We start from the raw sequence: 23,956 nt of genomic DNA, 5'->3' as shown, positions 1-23,956 counted from the left end.
CGTCGTACCGACAGGGAGTGGGGCGGGCACCCGCCGCGGTCGGTGTCACCCGACCGCGGCGGTCCGCCCGAGAACCGCTCCGGTGTACGCCGACACGACGCCCTTGCCGCAGCGTGAGCCGAGGAGGCTCAGCCCTTGACGGCTCCGGAGGTGAGGCCGGAGACGATGTAGCGCTGGAGCAGTTGGAACACCAGCACCGTCGGGACCGCGGTGAGCAGCGTGCCCGCCGCGAAGATCCCGAAGTTGTTGTTGCGTTCGCCCGCCACCAGGCCGTACATGCCGACCGCGAGGGTCTTCGACTCGGTGTTGGTGAGGAACACGTTGGCGATGATGAACTCGTTGATCGACCCGATGAACGCGAGCAGGCCGGTCACCGCCAGGATCGGCGCCACCAGCGGCAGCATGATCCGGAAGAAGACCTGCACGTGCGAGGCGCCGTCCATGGTCGCCGACTCGTCCAGCTCCTTCGGCAGCGTGTCGAAGAAGCCCTTCATCAGCCAGGTGTTCGCTCCCAGCGCGCCACCCATGTAGAGCAGGAACAGGCCCCACGGGGTGTTGAAGCCGATCGCCGGGTACAGGTCGGTGACCGTGGTGAAGATCAGGAAGATCGCCACGATGGCCAGGAACTGCGGGAACATCTGGATCAGCAGCAGCGTGAGCAGGCCGACCCGGCGCCCGGCGAACCGCATCCGGGAGAACGCGTACGCGGCCAGCGCCGACAGGAAGATCGACGCGAAGCTGGCCACGCCCGCCAGCAGCAGCGAGTTGAGGAACCAGTGGCCGAACGCGGTGCGGTCGAACAGGTTGGTGAAGTTCTCCAGCGACGCCCCGGTCGGCAGCAGCTCGGTGGAGGAGAGCGTGCCGAGCGGGTTGAGCGCCGCCGAGATCACGAACAGGATCGGGAAGAGGCTGAACACGACGGCCAGCACCCCGACCAGGTGTCGCCAGCCCACCTGGCTGAACCACCGGCTGCGCGCCCGGCCGGCCGCGTTGCGGTTGGCCACCGGGGCTTCCGCGATGCTGGTCACGAGTACACCTCCTCCTGCTTGCGAGTGCGCCGGAAGCTGATCGCCGACACCGTCGCCACGATCGCGAAGATGAAGATCGACACGGTGGCGGCCAGGCCGAACTCGGCGCCCTGCGCGCCGAACGCCAACCGGTAGGTGTAGGTGATCAGCAGGTCGGTGGCGCCGTTGCGCGGGTTGTCCGGCGCGAACGGCCCACCCTCGGTGGTGAACAGGATCGCGTTGACGTTGTTGAAGTTGTACGCGAACGACGCGATCAGCAGCGGCGAGAGCGCCACCAGCAGCAGCGGCAGGGTGACCGCCCGGAACGACTGCCAGGGCGTCGCCCCGTCGACCGAGGTGGCCTCGGTCAGCTCCCGCGGGATGGCCTGCAACGCACCGGTGGCCACCAGGAACATGTACGGGTAGCCGAGCCAGAGCTGCACCAGCAGCACCGCGATCCGGGCCGACCAGGAGCCGCCGAACCAGTCGACGTCCAGCCCGAACAGGTTGTTGACCAGGCCGAAGTCGGTGTTGAACATGTCCCGCCAGACCAGCAGCATCGCGAACGACGGCATCGCGTACGGGAGGATCAGCAGTACCCGGTAGAAGTTCGTGCCCTTCATCCGGGGCGAGTGCAGGGCGAGCGCGATGGCCATGCCGAGCAGGAAGGTGAAGCCGGTGGAGCCGATCGCGAACGCGAAGTTCCAGGCCAGGGTGCCGAAGAACGGCTTGGAGATGTTCGGGTCGGTGAGCACGGCGCTGAAGTTCTTCAGCCCGACGTTCACCTTCCAGCCCTGGGTGAGCCGCTCCCCGTCGGCGGCGACGAAGGAACCGACCTTCTCGTCCGCGCTCCAGGTCTTGCCGGTCTCGCTGTCCTTGACGCAGTCGCAGCCGGCGTCGTACGCCCGGGCCGCCTTGCCCTCGTAGGCCCGGGTGAGGCCGTTGGAGCGGATGGCGCCGGTGTCGGTGGGGACGATCAGCGCGGTGACGGCGTCGCTGCGGCCGCTGGCCTGGCCGATGTTCAGCACGGTGTAGCCGTCGGCGGCGGTGACCTTGCCGCTGAGGCTGCTCACCGTCACGTCGGCGGCGTCGAGCTTGCGCAGCCCGCCCGCGTCCCCGGCGAAGACCTCCTTGGTCTTCGGGTCGCTGAGCAGGAACACCAGGGCGCCGGTGGCCGGGTCGCCCTTGGTCGCGATGCTGAGGTTGTATTCGGTGGAGCCGGGGACCTGCTTCACCGAGGAGGTCTGGATGGCGACGATCGCGTCGTCCTTGCTGCCCCGGTGGCCGTCGCCGAAGTTCGTGAACGCGGTGCTCGCGGTGTAGAGCACCGGGAAGACCTGGAAGGCGATCAGGAAGAGCGTGCCGGGGACCAGGTACTTGGCCGGGATGTGCCGGCGGCTCAGGTAGAGGTAGAACAGGCCGGCGGTGGTGACCGCCAGGACACCCAGCCCGATCCACTGTTCGGCCTCGATGAGCGGGAACGCCGCCCAGATCGCGATCCCGGCCACCAGGCCGAGCAGGACCACCTTGACGACGAGGCCGGTCGCGGTGATCGGCGCGTGGTTCCGCGCGGTACGGGACGTGCGCGGGAGCCCGGGGCGGGCGGGCTCCCGGCCCGGGGTCTGCGTGGCAGACCCCGGGCCGGACAGCGGCGCGCTCATTACTTGATCTGACCCTGGATGGTCTTGCCAGCGGCCGTGATCGTCTTGGCCGGGTCGGCGCCACCGATGATGGCGGCCTCCGCCTTGCCGAACGGGTCCCAGATCGCGGCCATGGCCGGGATCGCCGGGAGCACCTGGCCGTTCTTGCCGGCCTCGGAGAACTTGGCCAGGTCCGGGTCCTCGCCCTTGACCTGGTCGAAGGCGGCGGTCAGCGCCGGCGGGCGCGGCTCGGCCTTGTACAGCGCGACGGCCAGCTCGGGCTTGGTCACGTAGTTGGTGACGAACTCCTGGGCCAGGGCCTTGTTCTTGCCCTTGGCGGCCACGTAGAACGCCTGGACGCCCACGAACGGCTGGGCCTCCTTGCCACCGGCGAAGCCGGGGACCGGGGAGATGTCGTACTTGATGCCGGCCTTCTTGGCGTCGGCCACGGCCCACGGGCCGGAGACCAGGAAGGCGCACTTCTTGCCGGTGAAGGTGGAGATGGCGTTCTCCGGGGTGATGGAACGCTTCAGCGCGCCGTCGCCCTTCTCACCGAGCTTCGCGATCTTCTGGAAGGCCGCGATCGACTCCGGCTTGCCCACGCCCAGGTCCTTCGGGTCGTAGTCGCCGTTGGCGGCGGTGCCGAACAGGTTGCCGCCACCCGAGGTGTACAGCGGGTAGATGTGGTACGCGTCGCCGTTCTGGCCGGACTGGAGGCAGAGGATCTCGCTGGCCTTCTTGTCGGCCTTGAGCTTCTTGCCGGTGGCGACCAGGTCCTCGATCGTCTTCGGCGCCTCGGGGGCCAGCTCGGTGTTGCGGAGCAGCGCCACGTTCTCGGTGGCGTAGGGCACGCCGTAGAGCTGGCCGTTGAACGTGACGGCCTTGATGGCGGTCTCGTTGAAGCCGCTCTTCTGCTCGGCCGGCAGCTGCACCGGGTCGATGGCGCCGTTCTGGACCATGTTGCCGATCCAGTCGTGCGCGCCGACCACGACGTCCGGGCCGCTGCCCTGCTGGGAGGCGGTGACGAAGTTGGTCTGCAGGTCCTTGGAGACGGCCTGGACCTCGACGGTCACGCCGTTCTCCTTGCCGAACTCCTCGGCGAAGGGCTTGAGGGCGGCGGTGCGCTTGTCGTCGGCCCAGATGACCAGCTTGCCGCCGGTCGCCTTGTCGGCGGACTTCTCGGCGGCCGGCTTGTCGCTGCCGCTGTCACCACAGCCGGACGCGGCGAGCGCCAGGCCGAGGACGGCGACCACACCCGCGGTACGGATGCGCATCGGTACTCCTGTCGTCATGGTGGCCCGCCGGGGGAAGGGCGACCACCAGTGGAAACCTCTGAAAGTTCTTGCTGACCGGCGCGGGGGTGCTGCGCCGCTGCTCTCGCATGTTGCGGGGACGTTAGCAAGAGGTTGCAGAGAATGGAAGGGCTTGCAGAAGTGTACGCAAGACTTTGCCGTTGAGCTAAAGTGCCGCCATGCGCGCTCGACTGTCCGACATCGCCCAACAGGCCGAAGTCAGCGAGGCCACGGTGTCGCGGGTGCTCAACGACCGCCCCGGAGTGGCCCCCGAGACCCGGCAGGCCGTCCTCACCGCCCTCGACGTGCTCGGCTACGAGCGACCGGCCCGGCTGCGCAAGCGCAGCGCCGGGCTGGTCGGCCTGGTCGTGCCCGAGCTGGACAACCCGATCTTCCCGGCGTTCGCCCAGATCATCGAGTCCGCCCTCGCCCCGACCGGCTACACGCCGGTGCTCTGCACCCAGACCCCCGGCGGCGTCCGTGAGGACGAGTACGTCGAGATGCTGCTGGACCGCCAGGTCTCCGGCATCGTCTTCGTCTCCGGCCTGCACGCCGACACGGCCGCGGACCACGACCGCTACCGCACGCTGCTCGCCCGGCCGCTGCCGATCGTCATGATCAACGGCTACGCCCCGGGGATCCCCGCGCCCTTCGTCTCCTGCGACGACCGTGAGTCCGCCGAACTCGCCGTCGCCCACCTGGTGGCGCTCGGGCACCGACGGATCGGCCTGATCACCGGCCCGGACCGGTTCGTCCCGGTGCAGCGCAAGGTCGCCGGCTACAAGGCGGCGATGGGGCGCCTCACGGACATCTCCGACGAGGACCTGACCGAGCTGACCGAGCTCTCCCTGTTCGGCGTGGAGGGCGGCGAGGCCGCCGCCGGCCGGCTCATCGAGCGCGGCGCCACCGGACTGGTCTGCGGCTCCGACCTGATGGCGCTCGGCGCGATCCGGGCGGCCCGTCAGCGCGGCCTGTCCGTGCCCGAGGACATCTCCGTGGTCGGGTACGACGACTCCCCGCTGATGGCGTTCACCGACCCGCCGCTGACCACCGTGCGCCAGCCGGTCGCCGCCATGGCGGTCGCGGCGGTGCGGGCGCTGGTCGACGAGATCAACGGCCACCCCTCCCCCAACTCCGAGTACCTGTTCCGCCCCGAGCTGGTGGTGCGCGGCTCCACCGCGGTTGCCCGCCCCACCACCGCCCCCAAGCGCCAACGTCCCGCCCCCACCTCCCTGGCCGTCCCCGCCTGACCCACCCCCCTCACCCCGGCGATCTTGCACTTTCCGCCCTGACAAAAGGGGTGAAGCGCGCGGACCGAGGGCCGCAACTGCAAGATCGCGGGGGCCGCTCGGGGGCGACGCTCTGTGCGGGAAGTCCCGGGATTCGGGACGGGGGTGGAAGCGTGATCCTCCTGGCTGGGAGGTGATCGGTGTCATTTCTTGCGCAAGGAATGCTTGACTCTTGCAGAGCCGGCGCGGCATTCTGCTCAGACACCCTGCGCCACCACAGAACGGGAATCGACATCCGATGACCTCCGCCCCCACCCCCACGCCGCTGGCCGCCGACGACGACTGGTGGCGGTCCGCGGTCGTCTACCAGGTCTACGTCCGCAGCTTCGCCGACGCGAACTCCGACGGTGTCGGTGACCTCCAGGGCATCCGGCAGCGCCTGCCGTACCTGCGTGACCTCGGCGTCGACGCGCTCTGGCTGACCCCCTTCTACACCTCGCCGCAGGTCGACGCCGGCTACGACGTGTCCGACTACCGGGACGTGGATCCGCTCTTCGGCAACCTGACCGACTTCGACGAGATGATCACCGACGCGCACGCCCTGGGCCTGCGGATCATCGTCGACCTGGTGCCCAACCACACCTCCAGCGCGCACCCGTGGTTCACCGCGGCGCTCGCCGCCGGTCCGGGCTCGCCGGAGCGCGAGCGCTACCTGTTCGCCGACGGCAAGGGCGAGCAGGGCGAGCTGCCCCCGAACGACTGGGAGAGCATCTTCGGCGGCCCGGCGTGGACCCGGGTGGTCGACGGCCAGTGGTACCTGCACCTCTTCGACCCGGCCCAGCCCGACCTGAACTGGCGCCACCCCGAGGTGCGGGCCGAGTTCGAGGACGTCCTGCGCTTCTGGCTGGACCGCGGCGTGGACGGCTTCCGGATCGACGTGGCGCACGGGATGATCAAGGCCGAGGGCCTGCCGGACGTCGGCTTCAACTCGATGACCACCGGCCAGCGTCAGTCGGAGCTGCTGGGCAAGGGCCGGCTGCCCTACTTCGACCAGGACGAGGTGCACGACATCTACCGCGCCTGGCGGCCCATCCTGGACAGCTACCCCGGCGGTCGGATGGCGGTCGCCGAGGCCTGGGCCGAGACCCCGCAGCGGCTGGCCCGCTACATCGGCCCGGACGAGCTGCACCAGGCGTTCAGCTTCGACTTCCTCGACGCCACCTGGTCGGCCGACTCGTTCCGCAAGGTGATCGACACCGCGCTCGCCGAGTCGACGATCGTCGGCGCGCCCACCACCTGGGTGCTCTCCAACCACGACCGGCAGCGCCACGTCACCCGCTACGGCGACGGCGAGGTCGGCCTGCGCCGCGCCCGCGCCGCCGCGCTGCTGATGTTCGCGCTGCCCGGCTGCGCCTACGTCTACCAGGGCGAGGAGCTGGGCCTGCCGGAGGTGCTGGACCTCCCCGACGAGCTGCGCCAGGACCCGGCGTTCCGGCGCACCGGGGAGAGCCGCGACGGCTGCCGGGTGCCGATCCCGTGGAGCGGCGAGCTGGCCCCGTACGGCTTCGGGCCGGACGGCAGCGAGCTGAGCTGGCTGCCGGCGCCGGCGACCTGGCGGTCCCTCTCGGTGGCCGCGCAGACCGGCACGCCCTCCTCGACGCTGGAGCTCTACCGGGCCGCGCTGCGGATCCGCGGTGAGCACCCGGCGCTGGCCGGCCTCGGTGGCATCACCTGGCTGGAGACCGAGCCCGGCGTGCTGGCGTTCCGCCGCGCCGCCGGGGACACCGAGCTGACCTGCGTGGTCAACATCAGCGGCGCCGACGTGACGGTGACCGGCTTCGGCCGGCCGCTCGTCGCCAGCGCCGATCTCACCGAGCAGGGCGACGGGCACGTCCTGCCGGTGGACGCAGCTGCGTGGTTCGAACGGCGCTGAGCCGGGTAACCCGCCAACGACCTGGTCGTCCGTTGTGCTCCGCGCCGACGGGCGGCTGGGCTGCCGACCCCTTGTGGTGGGGGGTGAGGTGGTACCGGCCCCTCGGGAGTCCGCTCCCGGGGGGCCGGTGTCCATCGGGGACCCGTGTCGTCAGCCGCCCTTGGCGGTGAGCAGCGCGGCGATCCGGGCGAACCCGGCGCGCACCTCGTCGCGGTCCGGCGGGTTCGCCGGCTCCGGCTCCGGGCGGCGCTCGGCGGCCAGTTCCAGCTCCTCGTCGATGACGTCCTCGAAGTCACCGTAGAGATCGGCCTGGTCGGCCTGGGCCGCCTCGTCCGCGGCGGCGATCTGCGCGGCGGCGATCTCGCCCCGGATCTCCTCCGGCGTCAGCGCCGGCAGCAGCGGCTCCACCACCGCCATCAGCTGCTCCTCGGCCACCACGGCCTCGGCCAGGGCGAGCGCGTGCGGCCGCTCGTACGGCCCGCAGACCACCGGCTCCCACTCGTCCTCCGGGCCGAGCGGGGCGAACGTGATGATCCACGGCAGGCCCAGCATCGGGGAGTCGTCCGGCAGGTCCAGTGTCACGAGTGCGCCCACCGGCCCATCATGGTCGTTGCCCGCACGACCGGGGAGCGCAATCCCCGGACTCTCCCCGCTCAGGCGACCGCTCTCAGCCACGCGTACCGGCGTCCAGCGCCGCACGGACCAGGGCGAGCGCCCGCTCCGGCGGGACACCCAGGCGACGCGCCTCGGCGGCGTAGTCCGCGGCGGCACGGTGCAGCCGGTCGGAAGCGTCGTCCCGCCCCGGTGCCACCACGGTGCCGTGCCGGCCCCGGGTCTCGACCAGCCCGGCGGCCTCCAGCTCCCGGTAGGCCCGGGCCACCGTGTTCACCGCCAGCCCCAGGTCCGCGGCGAGCTGCCGGACCGCGGGCAGCCGGGTGCCCACCGCCAGCCGCCCGTCCCCCACCATTGCCGCGAGCTGCGCGCGCACCTGCTCGTACGGAGGGGTGGCCGACCCGGCGTCGATCCGGATCCGGGCGCTCATCCGCCGCCTCCGGGGGTGCCCGGGTCGGTCTCCTCGTCGAGCACGTCGGCCTCCACGTCCACCTCCCGCGCCCCGCCCTCGGCCAGGTCCACCACCCGGCCGTAGCGGCTGGTGGCGGCGAGCGCGGCGCCGAAGAGCACCAGTTGGTTGAGCAGGTAGAGGTAGAGCAGCAGCCCCACGGCGGTGGCCACCACCGTGTACGCCGGGTTCCGCTCGGTGCGGACCACGTAGTAGCGCCCCACGGTGTTGAGCAGCGTGATCCCGACCGCGACGGTCAGCACCGCCGGGCGCAGCCGGCGCCGGCTCATCCGCAGCCGGGGCACGGCGAGCAGCAGCGCGGCGGCGAGCACGGCGTTGACCAGCACGCTCAGCACCGCGCTGACCGTGGTCAGGCCCACCGAGCCGGTGCTGCGCAGCAGGAACCGCAGCAGCGACTCCAGCGCGTCGACCGCGGCGACCGAGACGAAGAGCAGCACGAAGACCGCGACCAGCACGCCCAGGTCGACCAGCCGGCGCACCACCAGGTTGCCGGGCTGCTGGTTGAAGCCGTACATCAGGCGCTGCGAGGAACGGATCGCCTCCACCCAGCCGATGCCGGTGAAGACCAGGATGACCAGGCCGACCACGCCGACGGTGTTGCTGCTCTCGGCGATCTGGGCCGGGTCGAGGAAGGGCAGGTTCTCCCGCAGGAACTCGGCCGCCGCGCGGCTGACCTCCTCGTTGTCCCGCAGCACCGCGCCGAAGATCCAGTACGCGACCAGAGCGAGCGCGAACACGGCGAAGAACCCGTAGTAGGCGATGGCGGCGGCGAGCCGGCCGGCCATCAGGTCGGCGTAGAGCGTCCCGGCCAGCCAGAGGTGGTCGAAGACCGACGATCGACCACGAGCCGCGTCGACACGGCGCCCGAGGGCCGTCTCGATCCGGCCGAAGACGTTCACCCCGTCATCCTCGCCGATCCCCGCTCCCGGCGGAGGCGGCCCGGCCGGCCGAGTGCTCAGCGCGGGCCGCCCAGCCGGAAGTCGCGGCGGGGCTGCCACCGGGTCGCCCCGCTGTGCGAGAAGAGCGTGAACGCGTCCACCTCGAACAGCGCGGAGAAGTCGGCCAGGTCCTCGTACGCCTTGTCCAGCACCTCGGGCGGCACGTCCTGGGCCACCGTCACGTGCGGGTGGTAGGGGAAGCGCGCTTCCCGGCGCAGCTCGGGGGCGGAGTTGATGGCGGCGGCGAGCAGCTCGCACTCGCTGATCCCGGCGGCCACCGCCACGAACACCACCTGGGTGACCGGGCGGAACGTGCCGGTGCCGCGCAGGTGCAGGGTGAACGGCAGGTGCGTGGCCGCCACCCGGGCCAGGTGCTCCTCGACGGCCGGCAGCGCGCGTACCGGGATCTCGGTGGGGCCGAGAAGGGTGACGTGCGCGGGGACCGCCTGCGGGTCGCCGGCGGAAATCCGGCGGCGGGTGAGCTGCCCGCCCCACGGTTCGGGGACGTCGACCGCGATCCCGATCTGGATCGTGTCGCCGCCGTCCGGCGCCGCGTCACCGCCCGGCACGTTGCGCGCCATCCCTCCGGCCACCGACTGCGTCACTCCCGCCCCGCCCGGGCCGCTACTCGAACCGCACCGGCGGGAAGAAGCCGACCCGCTCGTACGCGGTGCGCAGCGTCTCGGCCGCGACCGCCCGGGCCTTCTCCGCGCCCCGGGCGAGCAGCTTGTCGAGCTGGGCCGGGTCGTCCAGGTAGCCGTTGGTGCGCGCCTGGATCGGCGTGACGAACTCCCGCACCACCTCGGCGAGGTCCTTCTTCAGGTCGCCGTAGCCCTTGCCGTCGTACGCGGCGACCACGTCGTCGATGCCGCGGCCGGAGAGCGCGGAGTAGATGGTGAGCAGGTTGGAGATGCCCGGCTTGCCCTCGGCGTCGAAGACGATCTCGCGGCCGGTGTCGGTGACCGCCGAGCGGATCTTCTTGGCCGAGCGGGCCGGGTCCTCCAGCAGGTCGATGATCCCGGCCGGCGAGGAGGACGACTTCGACATCTTGGCCGTCGGGTCCTGCAGGTCGGTGATCTTCGCGGTGTCCTTCACGATGTGCGGGGCGGGCATCGTGAAGGTCGGCCCGAACAGCGAGTTGAACCGCTGGGCCAGGTCGCGGGAGAGCTCCAGGTGCTGCCGCTGGTCCTCGCCGACCGGCACCGCGTTCGCCTGGTAGAGCAGGATGTCGGCGGCCTGCAGGATCGGGTAGGTGAACAGGCCGACGCTGGCCCGCTCGCTGCCCTGCTTCTGCGACTTGTCCTTGAACTGGGTCATCCGGCCGGCCTCGCCAAAGCCGGTGATGCAGCCGAGCACCCAGGCCAGCTGCGGGTGCTCGGGCACCTGCGACTGGACGAACAGGGTGCTGCGGTCCGGGTCGATGCCCAGCGCGAAGAGCTGCGCGGCGGCCACCCGGCTGCGCTGCTTGAGCACCTTCGGTTCGTGCCCGGCGGTGATCGCGTGCAGGTCCACCACGCAGTAGAACGCGTCGTGGCTCTCCTGCAGGGCCACCCAGTGCCGCAGCGCGCCCAGGTAGTTGCCGAGGTGGAACGAGTCGGCGGTCGGCTGGATGCCGGAGAAGACGCGCGGCCGGGCGGGTACGTCGGACATGGCGGCAATTCTGTCAGCAAGCCCCGGCGCCCGTCATGACGGGCCGGCGGGTCGGGCGGGTACGGCCGGCGGCGGGCCGCTGACCTCGCGCCGGGGCTCGGGCAGCCGCGCCGCGGAGACCACCAGGCGGGACACCCGTCGGCCGTCGAGCGCCAGCACCCGCAGCAGCCAGCCCTCCGGATCGGTCGGTCCCGATCCGTCGACCGGGTCGACGGCGACCGGCACCTCGTCGCCGGCCACCGGCAGCCGGCCCAGCGCGGCCATCACGTAGCCGCCGACCGTCTCGTACGGGCCGGCGGGCAGCGGCACCCCGGTGCGCTCGGCGAAGTCGGTCAGGTTGAGCCGACCGTCGACCACGGCGGGCAGGCCGGCGGGCTCGGCGTCGGGCGGCCCGTGGCCCTCGTCGTGGATCTCCCCGACCAGTTCCTCGACCAGGTCCTCGCAGGTCACGATGCCGGCGGTGCCGCCGTACTCGTCGACCACCACGGCCAGGTGGTGGCCCTCGCGGCGCATCTCGGTCAGCGCCGCGAGCACCCGTTTGCTGTCGGGCAGCCGCTTGACCTCACGGGTCAGCTCGCCGACGGTGACCCGGGCGTCCGGGCCCGGGCGCAGCAGCACGTCGCGCAGGTGCACCAGGCCGACCACGTCGTCGTGGGTGCCGTCGACCACGGGGTAGCGGGTGTGCGGGTCGTCGCGGACCAGCCGCTGCGCCGCGGCCACGGGCAGGCCGGCGGCGAGGAAGACCACCTCGGTGCGGGGCACCATCACCTCGCGGACCAGCCGCGCGCCGGCCACCAGCACCTCGTCGATGATCCGCCGCTCGTCCGGGTCGAGCAGCGTGTTCGCCGCGACCAGGTCGCGCAGCTCGGCCTCGCTGATCCGCTCGCGGCCGGCGGTGGGGCTCGCCCCGAGCAGGTCGGTGACCAGGCGGGTGGCGCCGTCGGCGGCGCGGACCACGAGGCGGGCCACGGTCCGGGCGAGCGGGCCGGGTTCGCGCCGGGGCCGCCCCGGCGGTCGCCGCCGAGGCCCGGGACCACCTGCCTCCCGCATGACAAGGATGGTAGACAGCGGACGCCGTCCACCCGCCCGGATGTTCGGATCTGTTCAATCCTGATGGATTGTGATGGAATGGAGGGAGGCTCACTCGACAGCGGTGGCACAGCCGTCGGCCGTAGGGTGATCACGGACGGCCGACGCGGAACGCGGCCAGGCAGAGGAGGACCTCGCGTGAAACTGCTCGTCACCGGCGGCGCCGGCTACATCGGCAGCGTGGTGACCCGGATGCTGCTCGACCACGGCCACCAGGTGACCGTGCTGGACGACCTGCGCACCGGCCACCGCGAGGCGCTCGCCCCCGAGGCGACGCACGTCGAGCTGTCGGTGCACGAGGCCGCCCGGGTGCTCACCCCCGACGCCGGGTTCGACGGCGTGCTGCACTTCGCCGCGCTGATCGCCGCCGGCGAGTCGATGATCAAGCCGGAGCTCTACTGGCACACCAACACCGTCGGCTCACTCGCCCTGATCGACGCGGTCCGCGCCGCCCGGGTGCCCCGGATGGTGTTCTCCTCCACCGCCGCCGTCTACGGCAACCCCACCGAGCTGCCCATCCCCGAAACCGCCGTCAAGGCCCCCACCAACACCTACGGCGCGACGAAACTGGCCGTCGACATGGCGCTGACCTCCGAGGCGGTCGCGCACGACCTGGGCGCCGTCTCGCTGCGCTACTTCAACGTCGCCGGGGCCTACCTGCACGACGGGCTCGCCATCGGCGAACGGCACGAACCGGAGACCCACCTCATCCCGATCGCCCTCGACGTGGCCGCCGGCCGCCGGGAGAAGCTCCAACTCTTCGGCGACGACTACCCCACCGTCGACGGCACCTGCGTGCGCGACTACATCCACGTCGAGGACCTGGCCCGCGCCCACCTGCTCGCCCTCGACGCGGCCACCCCGGGCCGGCACCGGATCTACAACCTGGGCAACGGCAACGGCTTCACCAACCGCCAGGTCGTCGACGTGGTCCGCGAGGTCACCGGCCACCCGGTGCCGGTCGAGGTGGCGCCGCGCCGCGAGGGCGACCCCGCCGAGCTGGTCGCGTCGTCCGCCCTGGCCCGCGACGAACTCGGGTGGACGCCGGCGAAGCCGACGCTGCACGACATGGTCGGCGACGCCTGGGCGTTCTACCGCGAGCACGTCGGTCGGCCCGCGTGAGCCCCGCGAGCGTGGGTGACGGTCGCCGCGGCGACGTCACCGACCGCGCCACCGCCGGCTTCCGGCAGCGGTACGACGCCGAGCCGGCGGGCCGCTGGGCAGCTCCCGGGCGGGTCAACCTGATCGGCGAGCACACCGACTACAACGACGGCTTCGTGCTGCCCTTCGCGCTGCCGCTGCGTACCGTGGTCGCCGCGGCGCCCGGCCCGGACGGGCGCTGGACGGTCTGGTCGGAGCTGGACGACGAGCCGGTGGAGTTCGGGGCCGAGAAGGCCGACGACCCCGGCCGGGTCGACGGCTGGGCCGCCTACGTGGCCGGGGTGGTGTGGGCGCTGCGCGCCGCCGGCCTCGACGTCCCCGGCGCGCGCCTCGCCATCGCCTCCGACGTCCCGGTCGGCTCCGGGCTCTCCTCGTCGGCCGCGATCGAGTCGGCCGTGCTGGCCGCCCTGGTCGACCTCGGCGCGCTGGACCTGCCCACCGAGCGCTGGCCCCGGCTCGCCCAGCGGGCCGAGAACGACTACGTCGGCGCGCCCACCGGGATCATGGACCAGTCCGCGGTGATCCGGGGCCTCCAGGGGCACGCGCTCTTCCTCGACTGCCGCACCGAGGAGGTCGAGCAGATCCCGTTCGACCCGGCCGCGGCCGGGCTGGCCGTGCTGGTCGTGGACAGCCGCGCCCCGCACCGGCACGCCGACGGCGAGTACGCCGCCCGGCGCAAGAGCTGCGAGCGGGCCGCCGCGACGCTCGGCGTGGCCGCCCTGCGCGACGTACCCACCGCCGACCTCGACGCGGCGCTGGCCCGCCTCGACGACGACGAGACCCGCCGCCGGGTCCGGCACGTGGTCACCGAGGACCAGCGGGTGCTCGACACGGTCGCGTTGCTGCGCGCCGGCCGGGTCCGCGAGATCGGCCCGCTGCTGACCGCGTCGCACGCCTCGATGCGCGACGACTTCGAGATCACCGTGCCGGAGGTCGACACCGCGGTCGAGGCGGCGCTCGCCGCCGGCGCCCACGGCGCGCGGATGACCGGCGGCGGGTTCGGCGGCTGCGTGCTCGCCCTGGTCGACGCGGACGCCGCCGACACGGTGGCCGACGCGGTGGCCGCCGCGTACGCCGAGCGCGGCTTGGCCGCCCCCGGCACGCTCACCGTCCAGCCCGCCGGCGGCGTGACCCGCTTGTAAGGAAGGGCCCCCTATTAACGCCTGCGGTAGAGGAAGGGCCCCTTGTTAACACTCACTGTTAACAAGGGGCCCTTCCTTACGCCAGGGTCAGCCGGCTTCGACGATCATGCCCGCGCCGACCGTCCGGTTGGTGGCCTCGTCGATGATGACGAACCCGCCGGTGGTGCGGTTGCGCCGGTACTCGTCGGCGAGCAGCGGGACGGTGGTGCGCAGCCGCACCCGGCCGATCTCGTTGAGCTTCAGCTCACCGGCCGACTCGTCCCGGTGCAGCGAGTTGACGTCCAACCGGTAGTGCAGCTCCCGCACGATCGTCCGCGCCGTCCGAGTGGTGTGCTTGATCGCGTACCTGCCGCCGACCTGCAACGGCCGGCTCTCGTCCATCCAGCAGACCATCGCCTCGATGTCCTGCGCGACCATCGGCGCGTTGTTCGGCCGGCAGATCATGTCACCGCGGGAGATGTCGATCTCGTCAGTCAGCCGAACCGTCACCGACATCGGCGGGAACGCCTCGTCCACCGGCCCGTCGGCGGTCTCCACCGCGGCGATGCGGCTGGTGAAGCCCGACGGCAGCACCATCACCTCGTCGCCCGGCTTGAGCACGCCCGAGGCCACCTGGCCGGCGTAGCCCCGGTAGTCGGTGACGGTGGTGGACTGCGGCCGGATCACGTACTGCACCGGGAACCGCACGTCGACCAGGTTGCGGTCGGAGGCGATGTGCACCCGCTCCAGGTGGTGCAGCAGCGACGGACCCTCGTACCACTGCATGTTCTCGGAGCGGGAGACGATGTTGTCGCCGCGCAGCGCGGAGATCGGCACCACGGTCAGGTCCGGCACGTCGAGCTTCGCGGCGAACGCGGTGAACTCGTCGGCGATCCGCTCGAAGACCTCCTGCGACCAGTCGACCAGGTCCATCTTGTTCACGCACAGGACCAGGTGCGGCACCCGCAGCAGCGAACAGAGGAAGGCGTGCCGGCGGGACTGCTCCACCAGGCCCTTGCGCGCGTCCACCAGGATCAGCGCCAGGTCGGCGGTGGAGGCGCCGGTGACCATGTTCCGGGTGTACTGGATGTGCCCGGGGGTGTCGGCGATGATGAACTTCCGCCGCGGGGTGGCGAAGTAGCGGTACGCCACGTCGATGGTGATGCCCTGCTCCCGCTCGGCGCGCAGGCCGTCGGTGAGCAGCGCCAGGTTGGTGTATTCGTCGCCCCGCGCGGCGCTGACCGCCTCGACCGCGGCGAGCTGGTCGCTGAAGAGCGACTTGGTGTCGTACAGCAGCCGGCCGATCAGGGTCGACTTGCCGTCGTCGACGCTGCCGGCGGTGGCGAACCGCAGCAGGTCCATCGGCCGGGCCGACGCGTCGGCCTCGGCCGGCGCCACAGTCTCGACGCTCATCAGAAGTAGCCCTCTCGCTTGCGGTCCTCCATGGCGGCCTCGCTGACCCGGTCGTCGCCGCGCGTCGCGCCGCGCTCGGTGATCCGGGTGGCGGCCACCTCCTCGATCACCTTCTCCACCGTGTCGGCGTCCGAGCGGACCGCCGCGGTGCAGGAGGCGTCGCCCACGGTCCGGTACCGCACCTGGGCCTTGAACGGCTGCTCGCCGGCGCGGGCCCGGAAGAACTCGTTGACCGCGTAGAACATGCCGTCGCGCTCGATCACCTCGCGCTCGTGCGCGTAGTAGATCGACGGCAGCGGGATCCGCTCCCGCGCGATGTAGTGCCAGACGTCCAGCTCGGTCCAGTTGGACAGCGGGAACACCCGGATCGACTCGCCGGGGTGGTGCCGGCCGTTGTAGAGCGACCACAGCTCCGGGCGCTGGTTCTTCGGGTCCCACTGGCCGAACTCGTCGCGGAAGCTGAACACCCGCTCCTTGGCCCGGGCCTTCTCCTCGTCCCGCCGGGCGCCGCCGAAGAGCGCGTCGAACCGGTGCTTCTCCACCGCGTCGAGCAGCACCGGGGTCTGGATGCGGTTGCGCATGCCGTCGGCCGACTCGCGGACCATGCCCTTGTTCAGGGCCTCCGGCACGCTGGCCACGATGAGCTGCAGGCCCAGCTCGGCCACCCGCTGGTCGCGGTAGTCGAGCACCTCGGGGAAGTTGTGCCCGGTGTCCACGTGCATCACCGGGAACGGGATGTTGGCCGGGGCGAACGCCTTCTGGGCCAACCGGAGCATCACGATCGAGTCCTTGCCGCCGGAGAAGAGCAGCACCGGCCGCTCCATCTCGGCGACGACCTCGCGCATCACGAAGATGCTCTCCGCCTCGAGCGCGTCGAGGTGCGACACCTGGTACGCGGCGGGGGACGTCATGACACGAACTCGATTCGCTCGGATCCGCACATCGGGATTCCAGACCTTTCCGGTCGGAGTCGTGAAGAAGATTGCTCAGGTTACCCGGAATGCCGCTGCAGCGCTGCAAGCAACCGACCCGCGAGATCCTTGCGGCAGACCAGCAGATCGGGTAGGCGAGGGTCGGCCCCGTTGTATTCCAGCGCAGAACCGTCGATCCGGGAAGCATGCAATCCGGTGGCCGTCGCCACAGCGACCGGAGCGGCCGAGTCCCACTCGTACTGACCGCCCGCGTGGATGTACGCGTCGACCTCACCGGTCACCACGGCGGCGATCTTCGCGCCCGCCGAGCCCATCGGGACCAGATGAGCGCCGACGTCCTCTGCCAGATCGGTCAGGAAAACCGGCGGACGGCTACGACTGGCCGCCAACCGGATGGTCCGCGCGCCGGCCGCCGTGGCCGCCTCCAACCGCATCGGCGGGTACGCCGGCGGGTAGTCCGTGCCCAGCACCCGGTGCTGCGCCGGCAGCCCCACCGCGCCCGCCACCAGACCGTGCGGCGAGGGCGCGTGCCGCGACCAGAGCGCCACGTGCACCGCCCAGTCCGCGCGCCCGTCCTCGGCGTACTCCCGGGTGCCGTCCAGCGGGTCGACGATCCACACCCGGTCCGCGGTCAGCCGGGGCATCGCCTCGTCGCTCACCTCGGCGGTCCAGGCCAGCCGCGACCCCTCGTCCTCCTCCGACAGCACCGCGTCCGCCGGGCGCCACCGCGCCAGCTCGGTACGGATCAGGTCGTGCGAGATCTTGTCCCCGGCGGACCGCAACGCCCCGGCGTCGGCGAAGCCCATCTCCGCGCGCAGGGCCACCAGCGCCTGCCCGGCCCGCGACGCGAGCCAGCGCGCGAACGCGCCGTCGATCATCGGAGGACTGCCCATGGTGTCTTCGCTCCCGTCGCTGCCTTCGCTCCCGTCGCAAAGGCGCAGACTACCGGCCGGCGAGCGACCTGCCGGTCAACCCCCGTGGTACAGGTTCTGCGTCGGCTCCACACCCCTGGTGACCACCGACTCCACCACGTCCGCCGCGCGGTCCACCAGGAACTCCAGTTCCTTGCGCTCCGCGGCGGAGAAGTCCGACAGCACGTAGTCCGCCGGATCCTGCCGGCCGGGCGGCCGACCGATCCCGAACCGCACCCGGACGTAGTCCTTCGTGCCGAGCGACTTCGACATCGACCGCAGCCCGTTGTGGCCGCCCTCGCCGCCGCCGCACTTGACCCGCACCTGCCCGTACGGGATGTCCAGCTCGTCGTGCACGGCGATCACCCGGGCCGGCGGGATCTTGTGGAACTGGGCCAGCCCGGCCACCGGGCCGCCGGAGAGGTTCATGTAGGTCAACGGCTTCAGCAGCACCAGCTTCGGGCCGCCGAACCCCAGCCGCCCCTCGGCCGCCTCCGCCACCGCCCGCTTGTGCCGGCCGAACTTCGCGCCCACCCGGGCGGCCAGCAGGTCGGCCACCATGAAGCCGACGTTGTGCCGGTTGGCCGCGTACTCCCGGCCCGGGTTGCCCAGGCCGACCACCAGCCACGGCCCCGCCTCGTCCGTCACGCCACGTCCCTTCCGCTCTTCCCCACGACCCGCCTGGCGATACGCCGACAGGCGCCCCCGGGAACCGGGGACGCCTGTCGCACAGCTGCGGGCCGATCAGGCCTCGGTCTTCGGCTCCTCGGCAGCCGGCTCGCCCTCGGCCGGGGTGCCCTCTTCGCCCTCGGCGGTCTCCTCGCCGACCTCGGCCTCGGCCTCCTCCTCGGCGACCTCGACCTCGGGGAGGGTGGCCTCGAGCTGCTCGGCGGTCGGGGCGGCGGTCACCGAGGCGACAGCGGTCTCCTCGTCGATGGCCAGCTCCACGCCCGAGGGCAGCTCGACGTCGGCGGCGGTGATCGTGGTGCCCGGCTCGGCGCCCTCGATCGACGCCTCCAGGTGGTCCGGCACCTTGGTGGCGTCGGCGGTCACCGACAGGGTGTCGTGGTCGTGCACGATCAGGGTGTCCTTCGCGGCCTCGCCGGTCAGCTGGACCGGGACCTCGACGGTGACCTTCTCGCCGCGCCGGACCAGCAGCAGGTCCACGTGCTCGAAGGTGTCCTTGATCGGGTCACGCTGGATCGCCTTCGGCAGCGCCAGCACCTGGGTGCCGTCGCTCACCTCGATCGCGAAGAGCTGGTTCGCGCCGCCCTTGCGGATCGCGGCGGCGAAGTCACGCGCCGGCAACGCGATGTGCTTGGGCTTCTCGCCGTGGCCGTACAGCACGGCGGGCACCTTGCCGGCCCGGCGGGTACGACGGGCACCACCCTTGCCGAACTCGGTACGGGGCTCGGCGCTGATCTTTACCTCGGACACGGGGAAACTCCTGATGCTTCGCTGCGGCGGCTTGTCGTCTGGCGGTGCTGGGCGAGGGGCTCGCTGGGGCTCAAGGTCATGAACGACCGCCCGGAGCACCGCGTCGATGACGGCGCCTCCGTGCGGTGCTTGTCAGCAGCCCGCCGGGCACCCTCGCCGTGGCAACCGCACCAGTCTACCCGAGCGGATTCCGGGCTTTCCGGCAGTCCCCCATATCACCGCGCCGGCCGGCTCGCAGGGCAACGGCCCGGCCGCCGGACCACGCCGGCGACCGGGCCCACCATCAGCTCAGGCCACCGAACAGGGTGGTCACCGAGCCGTCGTCGAAGACCTCCCGGATCGCCCGCGCCAGCAGCGGGGCGATCGACAGCACGGTCAGCTTGTCCAGCTGCTTCTCCGGCGGCAGCGGCAGCGTGTTCGTCACCACGACCTCGCTGATCGGGCTGTTCTTCAACCGCTCGGTCGCCGGGTCGGACAGCAGCGCGTGGGTCGAGGCCACCACGATCTCCGCCGCCCCCGACTCCTTGAGGATGTCGGCCGCCTTGGTGATCGTGCCACCGGTGTCGATCATGTCGTCGACGATCAGGCAGACCCGGCCCTCGACCTCACCGACCACGCGGTTCGCCACCACCTGGTTCGGCTTCATCGGGTCCCGCGTCTTGTGGATGAACGCCAGCGGGCAACCGCCCAACCGGTCCGTCCAGCGCTCGGCCACCCGCACCCGGCCCGAGTCCGGCGCCACCACCGTCATCGGGCGGCCGGCGTACTTGTGCTCCACGTACTCGGCCAGCACGTCCATCGCGAACAGGTGGTCCACCGGGCCGTCGAAGAAACCCTGGATCTGCGCGGTGTGCAGGTCCACCGTCAGGATCCGGTTCGCGCCCGCGGTCTTCAGCAGGTCGGCCACCAGCCGCGCCGAGATCGGCTCCCGGCCGCGGTGCTTCTTGTCCTGCCGCGAGTAGGGGTAGAACGGCAGCACCACGGTGATCCGCTTGGCCGAACCACGCTTCAGCGCGTCGACCATGATCAGGGTCTCCATGACCCAGGTGTTCACGCCGTGCGTCACGGACTGCACCACGAAGGCGTCCGAACCACGGACCGAGTCCTTGAACCGTACGAAGATCTCACCGTTGGCGAATTCGTACGCGTCGGCCGGCGTCGGCGCGACGCCGAGCACCTCACCGATCTCCTTGGCCAGCTCCGGAAAACCCCGTCCGGAAAAGAGCATCAGGCTCTTGCGGTTCTCGGCGACGATGCTGCCCATGGGCCCGTCTGCTCCCGTATGTCGGTGGTACCCGGCGGCGGTGGGCCGGGGACTGTTCGGTTGCAGTATCCCCCGGGTTCACCGGTCCACCCACGGCCCGGCGGTCCCCGTGGAGTCAGTCACCTTCGCTTGCGGCCACACCCGGCTCCGACGCACCCTCGCGGGCCCGCTGCGCCGCCTCCGCGGCGGCCGTGCCGGACCGCTTGCGCACCACCCAGCCCTCCACGTTGCGCTGCTGACCGCGCGCCACCGCCATCGCGCCCGGCGGCACGTCCGCGATGATCACCGAACCGGCCGCGGTGTACGCGCCGTCGCCCACCCGCACCGGCGCCACGAACATGTTGTCCGCCCCGGTACGCGCGTGACTGCCGATGGTGGTGTGGTGCTTGCGCACACCGTCGTAGTTGACGAAGACCGTCGCCGCGCCGATGTTGCTGTGCTCGCCGATCGTCGCGTCCCCCACGTACGACAGGTGCGGCACCTTCGAGCCCTCACCGATCGACGCCTTCTTGGTCTCCACGAACGTGCCGACCTTCGCCTTGCGGGCCAGCCGCGACTCCGGCCGCAGGTACGCGTACGGCCCGACGCTGGCCTGCGGGCCCACCTCGGCGCCCACCGCGTGGCTGCGCACCACGCTGGCCTCCTCGCCCACCACGGTGTCGACGAGCGTGGTGTCCGGCCCGACCAGCGCGCCCGCGCACACCACGGTGGTGCCCTGGAGCTGGGTGTTCTGGTCGATCACCGCGTCCTTCTCCACGGTCACGGTCACGTCGATCCAGGTGGTGTGCGGGTCGAGGATGCTCACGCCGGTGCGCATCCAGCCCTCGTTGACCCGGTCGCGCAGCAGCCGGCGCAGCCCGGCCAGCTCCACCCGGTCGTTGCAACCGAGCGTCTCCACGTGGTCGGCGGCGCAGTGCACCGCCACCGGCTCGCCGGCGTCCCGCAGCAGGGCGAAGACGTCGGTCAGGTATTCCTCGCCCTGGTCGTTGTCGGTGGACAGCTTGCCCAACGCCTCCCGCAGCCGGGCCACGTCGAACGCGTAGATGCCCGCGTTGATCTCACGCAGCGCGCGCTGCTGCGGCGTGGCGTCCCGCTCCTCGACGATCTGCTCCAGCTGGCCCTGCGTGTCCCGCACGATCCGGCCCAGCCCGGTCGGGTCCGGCACCTCGGCGGCCAGCACGGTCGCCGCCGCGCCCGCGCCCTCGTGCGCCTCGACCAGGGCCTCGACGGTCGCCGGCCGCAGCAGCGGCACGTCGCCGTTGATCACCACGACCGTGCCGGTCGCGTCCGGCACCGCGTCCAGCGCGATCCGGACCGCGTGCCCGGTGCCGAGCTGCCGCTCCTGGAGCACCGGGGTGGCCTCCGGCGCGACCTCGGTCAGGTGTTTCCGTACCTGGTCGGCGCCGTGGCCGACCACGACCACCGTGCGGTCGGCGCCCAGTGGCCCGGCCGCGGCGAGGACGTGACCGAGCAGGGTACGGCCGAGCAGTGGGTGCAGCACCTTGGGCAGGGACGACTTCATCCGCTTGCCCTCACCGGCGGCGAGCACGACAACGGTGCGGAGGTGGGGCTGGGACACGACGTGCTCCCGTCGGGACGGCGACAGTCTCGCGGTCATGCTAACCACGCGGCTCGCCACAATTCGCATCCGGCCACACAAACGCCGTCCGCCCACGGGCGATCCGGCGGATGAGCTGGGGTGCCTGGATTCGAACCAGGAGCTCAAGGCTCCAAAGGCCTGCGGGTTGCCGTTACCCCACACCCCATTGCCGTGTCAAGACCTACGGGTCGCCCTCTTGGGCTCGATCCTCGTCCGCGATCCGGAACAGCTCGGAGATCATACCTTCGATCCGCCAGTAGAGCGCACGGCTGCGCGGCACAGTGATCACCAGGCACCCGTGATAGGTGTCGCCGGTGTTCCGCCGCACCGTCGTCGGGTTGTGCCGCTTGAGCACGGTCCGGCGGAACCGATCCGCAGGGAGGCGCAACCGCTGCGCCCACCACCGGACGGCAGCCTCGGCGTCGGCCGACTCGTGGATGCTCACCCGGTAGGTCGGCACCGCCCGGTCCACGCCGCAGACGTCGAGGAACCTCAGGAACAGGGCCAGCAGACCGGGGTCGCTGTTGACGAACTGCACCGTCACCGGCCGCCGCCACGGCTTGGACTTGGCCCCCTCACACCAGTAGATCGCCGCGCCCAGCAGCAGCAGATCCCGCTCCCCGAGGCCACCGACCGCACCCGCCGCCCGGGCGTGCTCGGCAGCCTGCGCCGCGTCCCGCGACTCCCGGTAGGCGCTCCAGCGGGCGTCCGTCATCGCCTTGGAGTGCGCGCGACGCCGCTCGGCGGTCGCCTCGTCCGGATCCAGCGGCAGGTGCCGCACCCACTGGTAGGCCGTCGACTTCGCCACGCCGAGCTGCTCCGCGATCTGGTTGACCGACCAGCCGGCCGCGCGCAACCGCACGGCCTCGGCACGGTCGCCGTCCCGGGCACGGGGTCGGCGGGTCCGTTCGGGGGGCGGCACACCGCGCAGCAGCGTGTAGACGCGATCACGACCGATCCCCAGCCGGGCCCGGATCTCGGCGACGGAGAGCTGTTCCTCGACGCGCAGACGGCGCGCCTCGGCGGCGAGCGGATCGGTCATCGGCACAGATTAGAACGCACGTACGACACCGACCGACCGGTCGGCCCGGGTGAGCAGCGCCTGGCAGGATGGGCCAGGTGACCGATGTTCCCGGTAGCGACCGCTCTCGCCGACGGGCCGTCCCGGCGGCGAAGCCGTCCCGGGTGCGGATGTCCGCGGCGCAGCGGCGCGAGCAGTTGATCTCGATCGCTCGGCAGATCTTCGCCGAGCGCGGGTTCGACGCCACCTCGATCGAGGAGGTGGCGGCGCGGGCGAAGGTCTCCAAGCCGGTGGTCTACGAGCACTTCGGCGGCAAGGAGGGGCTCTACGCGGTGGTGGTGGACCGGGAGGTCCGTTCGCTGCTGGACCGGATCACCACGGCGCTGACCGCGGGCCACCCGCGCGAGCTGCTGGAGCAGGCGGCGTTGACGTTGCTCACCTACATCGAGGAGGAGACCAGCGGGTTCCGGGTGCTGGTCCGTGAGTCGCCGCTGATGTCGGCGACGGGCAACTTCAGCAGCGTGATGAACGACGTCGCCCATCAGGTGGAGCACATCCTCGGCGCCGAGTTCTCCAGCCGGGGCTACGAGCCGAAGCTGGCGGAGCTCTACTCCCAGGCGCTGGTGGGCATGGTGGCGTTGACCGGGCGCTGGTGGCTGGAGGTGCGCAAGCCGCGCAAGGAGACGGTGGCCGCGCACCTGGTGAACCTGGCCTGGAACGGCCTGTCGCACCTGGAGTCGAAGCCGGGCCCGATCAGGGGTTAGGGCCTCTCGGCGACCGGGTGGTAGCGGCGGCGGCGTTCCTCCTCCGCGTGCTCGGGCGGGCCGACCTTGTCGTACAGGCCGGTGGCGAGCAGGATCAGCCCGAACAGCAGCGACACGATGACGGTGGACATCGAGAAGTTCAGGAAGTTCGCCGAGGTCTGCAGCACGGACATCATGAGGATGCCGGTGACCAGGAAGACCGCGCCGGCGGTGAGGTTCATGTAGTGCCCGAGGTTGTTCCGGCGGGACGCGCCGACGATCAGGATCGCGCCGAAGATCACCGAGACCAGCGAGAAGGCCAGGTTGGTGCGGAGCCCGAGGGCCCAGTTGCTGTTGCGGGCGAACAGCCCTTCGCCCCAGGTCTGGAAGACGCCGTAGACCCCGAAGACCAGGATGTAGAGACCGATGAGCCCGGACAGCAGCCGGTAGAGCGGTCGCGCGGGATGGTTCACCGGGAAGTGCGCCATGCAGCC

At 71.6% G+C, this 23,956-nt stretch carries 22 protein-coding genes, 1 tRNA gene and 1 pseudogene; 5 read left to right on the top strand and 19 right to left on the bottom strand.

All coding sequences use genetic code 11. From position 1 onward, the window contains the following. Positions 1-128: 128 nt before the first annotated feature. From ACN27B_RS13630 to ACN27B_RS13620, 3 genes are read right to left on the bottom strand one after another with little or no spacing between them, the layout of a single operon-like run. The gene (locus ACN27B_RS13630) at positions 129-1,028 is read right to left on the bottom strand and encodes a sugar ABC transporter permease (RefSeq protein ID WP_099162636.1); all 900 of its coding nucleotides are present in this window, start codon (positions 1,026-1,028) and stop codon (positions 129-131) included. After that, a complete protein-coding gene (locus tag ACN27B_RS13625) occupies positions 1,025-2,668 on the bottom strand; it encodes an ABC transporter permease subunit (RefSeq protein WP_099162637.1) in 1,644 nt (547 codons plus the stop codon). The genes ACN27B_RS13630 and ACN27B_RS13625 overlap by 4 nt, the downstream gene beginning before the upstream one ends. Continuing rightward, entirely contained in the window at positions 2,668-3,921 is a 1,254-nt protein-coding gene (locus ACN27B_RS13620; protein ID WP_099162638.1) for a sugar ABC transporter substrate-binding protein, read from the bottom strand. Before ACN27B_RS13620 ends, ACN27B_RS13625 begins: the two co-directional genes overlap by 1 nt. A gap of 197 nt (positions 3,922-4,118) precedes the next feature. On the opposite strand from ACN27B_RS13620, the gene ACN27B_RS13615 reads away from it, so the two are divergent. Both ACN27B_RS13615 and ACN27B_RS13610 read left to right on the top strand, forming a co-directional pair. Further along, complete coding sequence (locus tag ACN27B_RS13615) at positions 4,119-5,189, top strand: LacI family DNA-binding transcriptional regulator (protein ID WP_099162639.1); 1,071 nt, start codon at positions 4,119-4,121, stop codon at positions 5,187-5,189. Between the two features lie 277 nt (positions 5,190-5,466). Continuing rightward, positions 5,467-7,101 carry a glycoside hydrolase family 13 protein gene (locus ACN27B_RS13610; protein ID WP_099162640.1) on the top strand — a complete coding sequence of 545 codons (1,635 nt, stop codon included), beginning with the start codon at positions 5,467-5,469 and terminating at the stop codon, positions 7,099-7,101. Between the two features lie 150 nt (positions 7,102-7,251). Here the strand turns inward: ACN27B_RS13610 and ACN27B_RS13605 are convergent, their stop codons facing one another. The 6 genes from ACN27B_RS13605 to ACN27B_RS13580 form a co-directional block, all read right to left on the bottom strand. Next, positions 7,252-7,695 (bottom strand): hypothetical protein, encoded by a 444-nt coding sequence (locus tag ACN27B_RS13605; protein ID WP_099162641.1) that lies wholly within the window; start codon positions 7,693-7,695, stop codon positions 7,252-7,254. Positions 7,696-7,768: 73 nt separating this feature from the next. After that, entirely contained in the window at positions 7,769-8,143 is a 375-nt protein-coding gene (locus ACN27B_RS13600) for a GntR family transcriptional regulator (protein WP_099162642.1), read from the bottom strand. Continuing rightward, complete coding sequence (locus ACN27B_RS13595) at positions 8,140-9,081, bottom strand: YhjD/YihY/BrkB family envelope integrity protein (RefSeq protein WP_099162643.1); 942 nt, start codon at positions 9,079-9,081, stop codon at positions 8,140-8,142. Before ACN27B_RS13595 ends, ACN27B_RS13600 begins: the two co-directional genes overlap by 4 nt. 56 nt (positions 9,082-9,137) lie before the next feature. Further along, a complete protein-coding gene (locus ACN27B_RS13590; RefSeq protein ID WP_172968033.1) occupies positions 9,138-9,701 on the bottom strand; it encodes a 2'-5' RNA ligase family protein in 564 nt (187 codons plus the stop codon). A gap of 43 nt (positions 9,702-9,744) precedes the next feature. Beyond that, positions 9,745-10,770: a tryptophan--tRNA ligase gene (gene trpS, locus ACN27B_RS13585; RefSeq protein WP_422745249.1), complete on the bottom strand. Its 1,026-nt coding sequence runs from the start codon at positions 10,768-10,770 to the stop codon at positions 9,745-9,747. A 33-nt stretch (positions 10,771-10,803) separates the two neighbouring features. Further along, positions 10,804-11,820, bottom strand: coding sequence for a hemolysin family protein (locus tag ACN27B_RS13580; RefSeq protein WP_422745247.1), 1,017 nt, complete (start codon positions 11,818-11,820; stop codon positions 10,804-10,806). Positions 11,821-11,997: 177 nt separating this feature from the next. Here ACN27B_RS13580 and galE point away from each other — a divergent pair, with 177 nt between their 5' ends. Then, a complete protein-coding gene (galE, locus tag ACN27B_RS13575; protein ID WP_091582472.1) occupies positions 11,998-12,981 on the top strand; it encodes a UDP-glucose 4-epimerase GalE in 984 nt (327 codons plus the stop codon). 11 nt (positions 12,982-12,992) lie between these two features. Further along, entirely contained in the window at positions 12,993-14,162 is a 1,170-nt protein-coding gene (gene galK / locus ACN27B_RS13570; protein WP_422745244.1) for a galactokinase, read from the top strand. Between the two features lie 87 nt (positions 14,163-14,249). Here galK and cysN read toward each other — a convergent pair whose 3' ends face one another. The 9 genes and pseudogenes from cysN to ACN27B_RS13525 all read right to left on the bottom strand — a co-directional run bounded on the left by cysN (position 14,250) and on the right by ACN27B_RS13525 (position 22,740). Further along, positions 14,250-15,554 (bottom strand): sulfate adenylyltransferase subunit CysN, encoded by a 1,305-nt coding sequence (gene cysN, locus ACN27B_RS13565; protein ID WP_091582478.1) that lies wholly within the window; start codon positions 15,552-15,554, stop codon positions 14,250-14,252. Then, entirely contained in the window at positions 15,554-16,465 is a 912-nt protein-coding gene (gene cysD / locus ACN27B_RS13560; RefSeq protein WP_091582481.1) for a sulfate adenylyltransferase subunit CysD, read from the bottom strand. The genes cysN and cysD overlap by 1 nt, the downstream gene beginning before the upstream one ends. A gap of 80 nt (positions 16,466-16,545) precedes the next feature. Further along, a complete protein-coding gene (locus ACN27B_RS13555) occupies positions 16,546-17,379 on the bottom strand; it encodes an inositol monophosphatase family protein (protein WP_422745242.1) in 834 nt (277 codons plus the stop codon). A 75-nt stretch (positions 17,380-17,454) separates the two neighbouring features. Then, a complete protein-coding gene (pth, locus tag ACN27B_RS13550) occupies positions 17,455-18,045 on the bottom strand; it encodes an aminoacyl-tRNA hydrolase (RefSeq protein WP_422745240.1) in 591 nt (196 codons plus the stop codon). Between the two features lie 96 nt (positions 18,046-18,141). Further along, complete coding sequence (locus ACN27B_RS13545) at positions 18,142-18,834, bottom strand: 50S ribosomal protein L25/general stress protein Ctc (protein WP_099162648.1); 693 nt, start codon at positions 18,832-18,834, stop codon at positions 18,142-18,144. A gap of 283 nt (positions 18,835-19,117) precedes the next feature. Further along, positions 19,118-20,098 (bottom strand): ribose-phosphate diphosphokinase, encoded by a 981-nt coding sequence (locus ACN27B_RS13540; RefSeq protein ID WP_091582494.1) that lies wholly within the window; start codon positions 20,096-20,098, stop codon positions 19,118-19,120. Positions 20,099-20,153: 55 nt separating this feature from the next. Next, positions 20,154-21,716, bottom strand: a pseudogene (gene glmU / locus ACN27B_RS13535) (bifunctional UDP-N-acetylglucosamine diphosphorylase/glucosamine-1-phosphate N-acetyltransferase GlmU); the annotation flags it as partial. A 76-nt stretch (positions 21,717-21,792) separates the two neighbouring features. Continuing rightward, positions 21,793-21,864 (bottom strand) — tRNA-Gln (locus ACN27B_RS13530). Positions 21,865-21,879: 15 nt separating this feature from the next. After that, positions 21,880-22,740, bottom strand: coding sequence for a helix-turn-helix domain-containing protein (locus tag ACN27B_RS13525; protein ID WP_422745237.1), 861 nt, complete (start codon positions 22,738-22,740; stop codon positions 21,880-21,882). Between the two features lie 77 nt (positions 22,741-22,817). Here ACN27B_RS13525 and ACN27B_RS13520 point away from each other — a divergent pair, with 77 nt between their 5' ends. Continuing rightward, positions 22,818-23,483 (top strand): TetR/AcrR family transcriptional regulator, encoded by a 666-nt coding sequence (locus ACN27B_RS13520; RefSeq protein ID WP_091582500.1) that lies wholly within the window; start codon positions 22,818-22,820, stop codon positions 23,481-23,483. Here ACN27B_RS13520 and ACN27B_RS13515 read toward each other — a convergent pair. Continuing rightward, positions 23,480-23,950, bottom strand: coding sequence for a DUF4383 domain-containing protein (locus ACN27B_RS13515; RefSeq protein ID WP_099162651.1), 471 nt, complete (start codon positions 23,948-23,950; stop codon positions 23,480-23,482). The two genes, ACN27B_RS13520 and ACN27B_RS13515, sit on opposite strands and share 4 nt — an antisense overlap. Positions 23,951-23,956 lie beyond the last annotated feature (6 nt).

The organism is Micromonospora sp. WMMD754 (assembly GCF_049315235.1).
Taxonomy (GTDB): Bacteria; Actinomycetota; Actinomycetes; order Mycobacteriales; family Micromonosporaceae; genus Micromonospora; species Micromonospora sediminicola.
The sequence above is the reverse complement of the archived record's forward strand: the minus strand, read 5'-3'. Positions and strand labels throughout refer to the sequence as shown.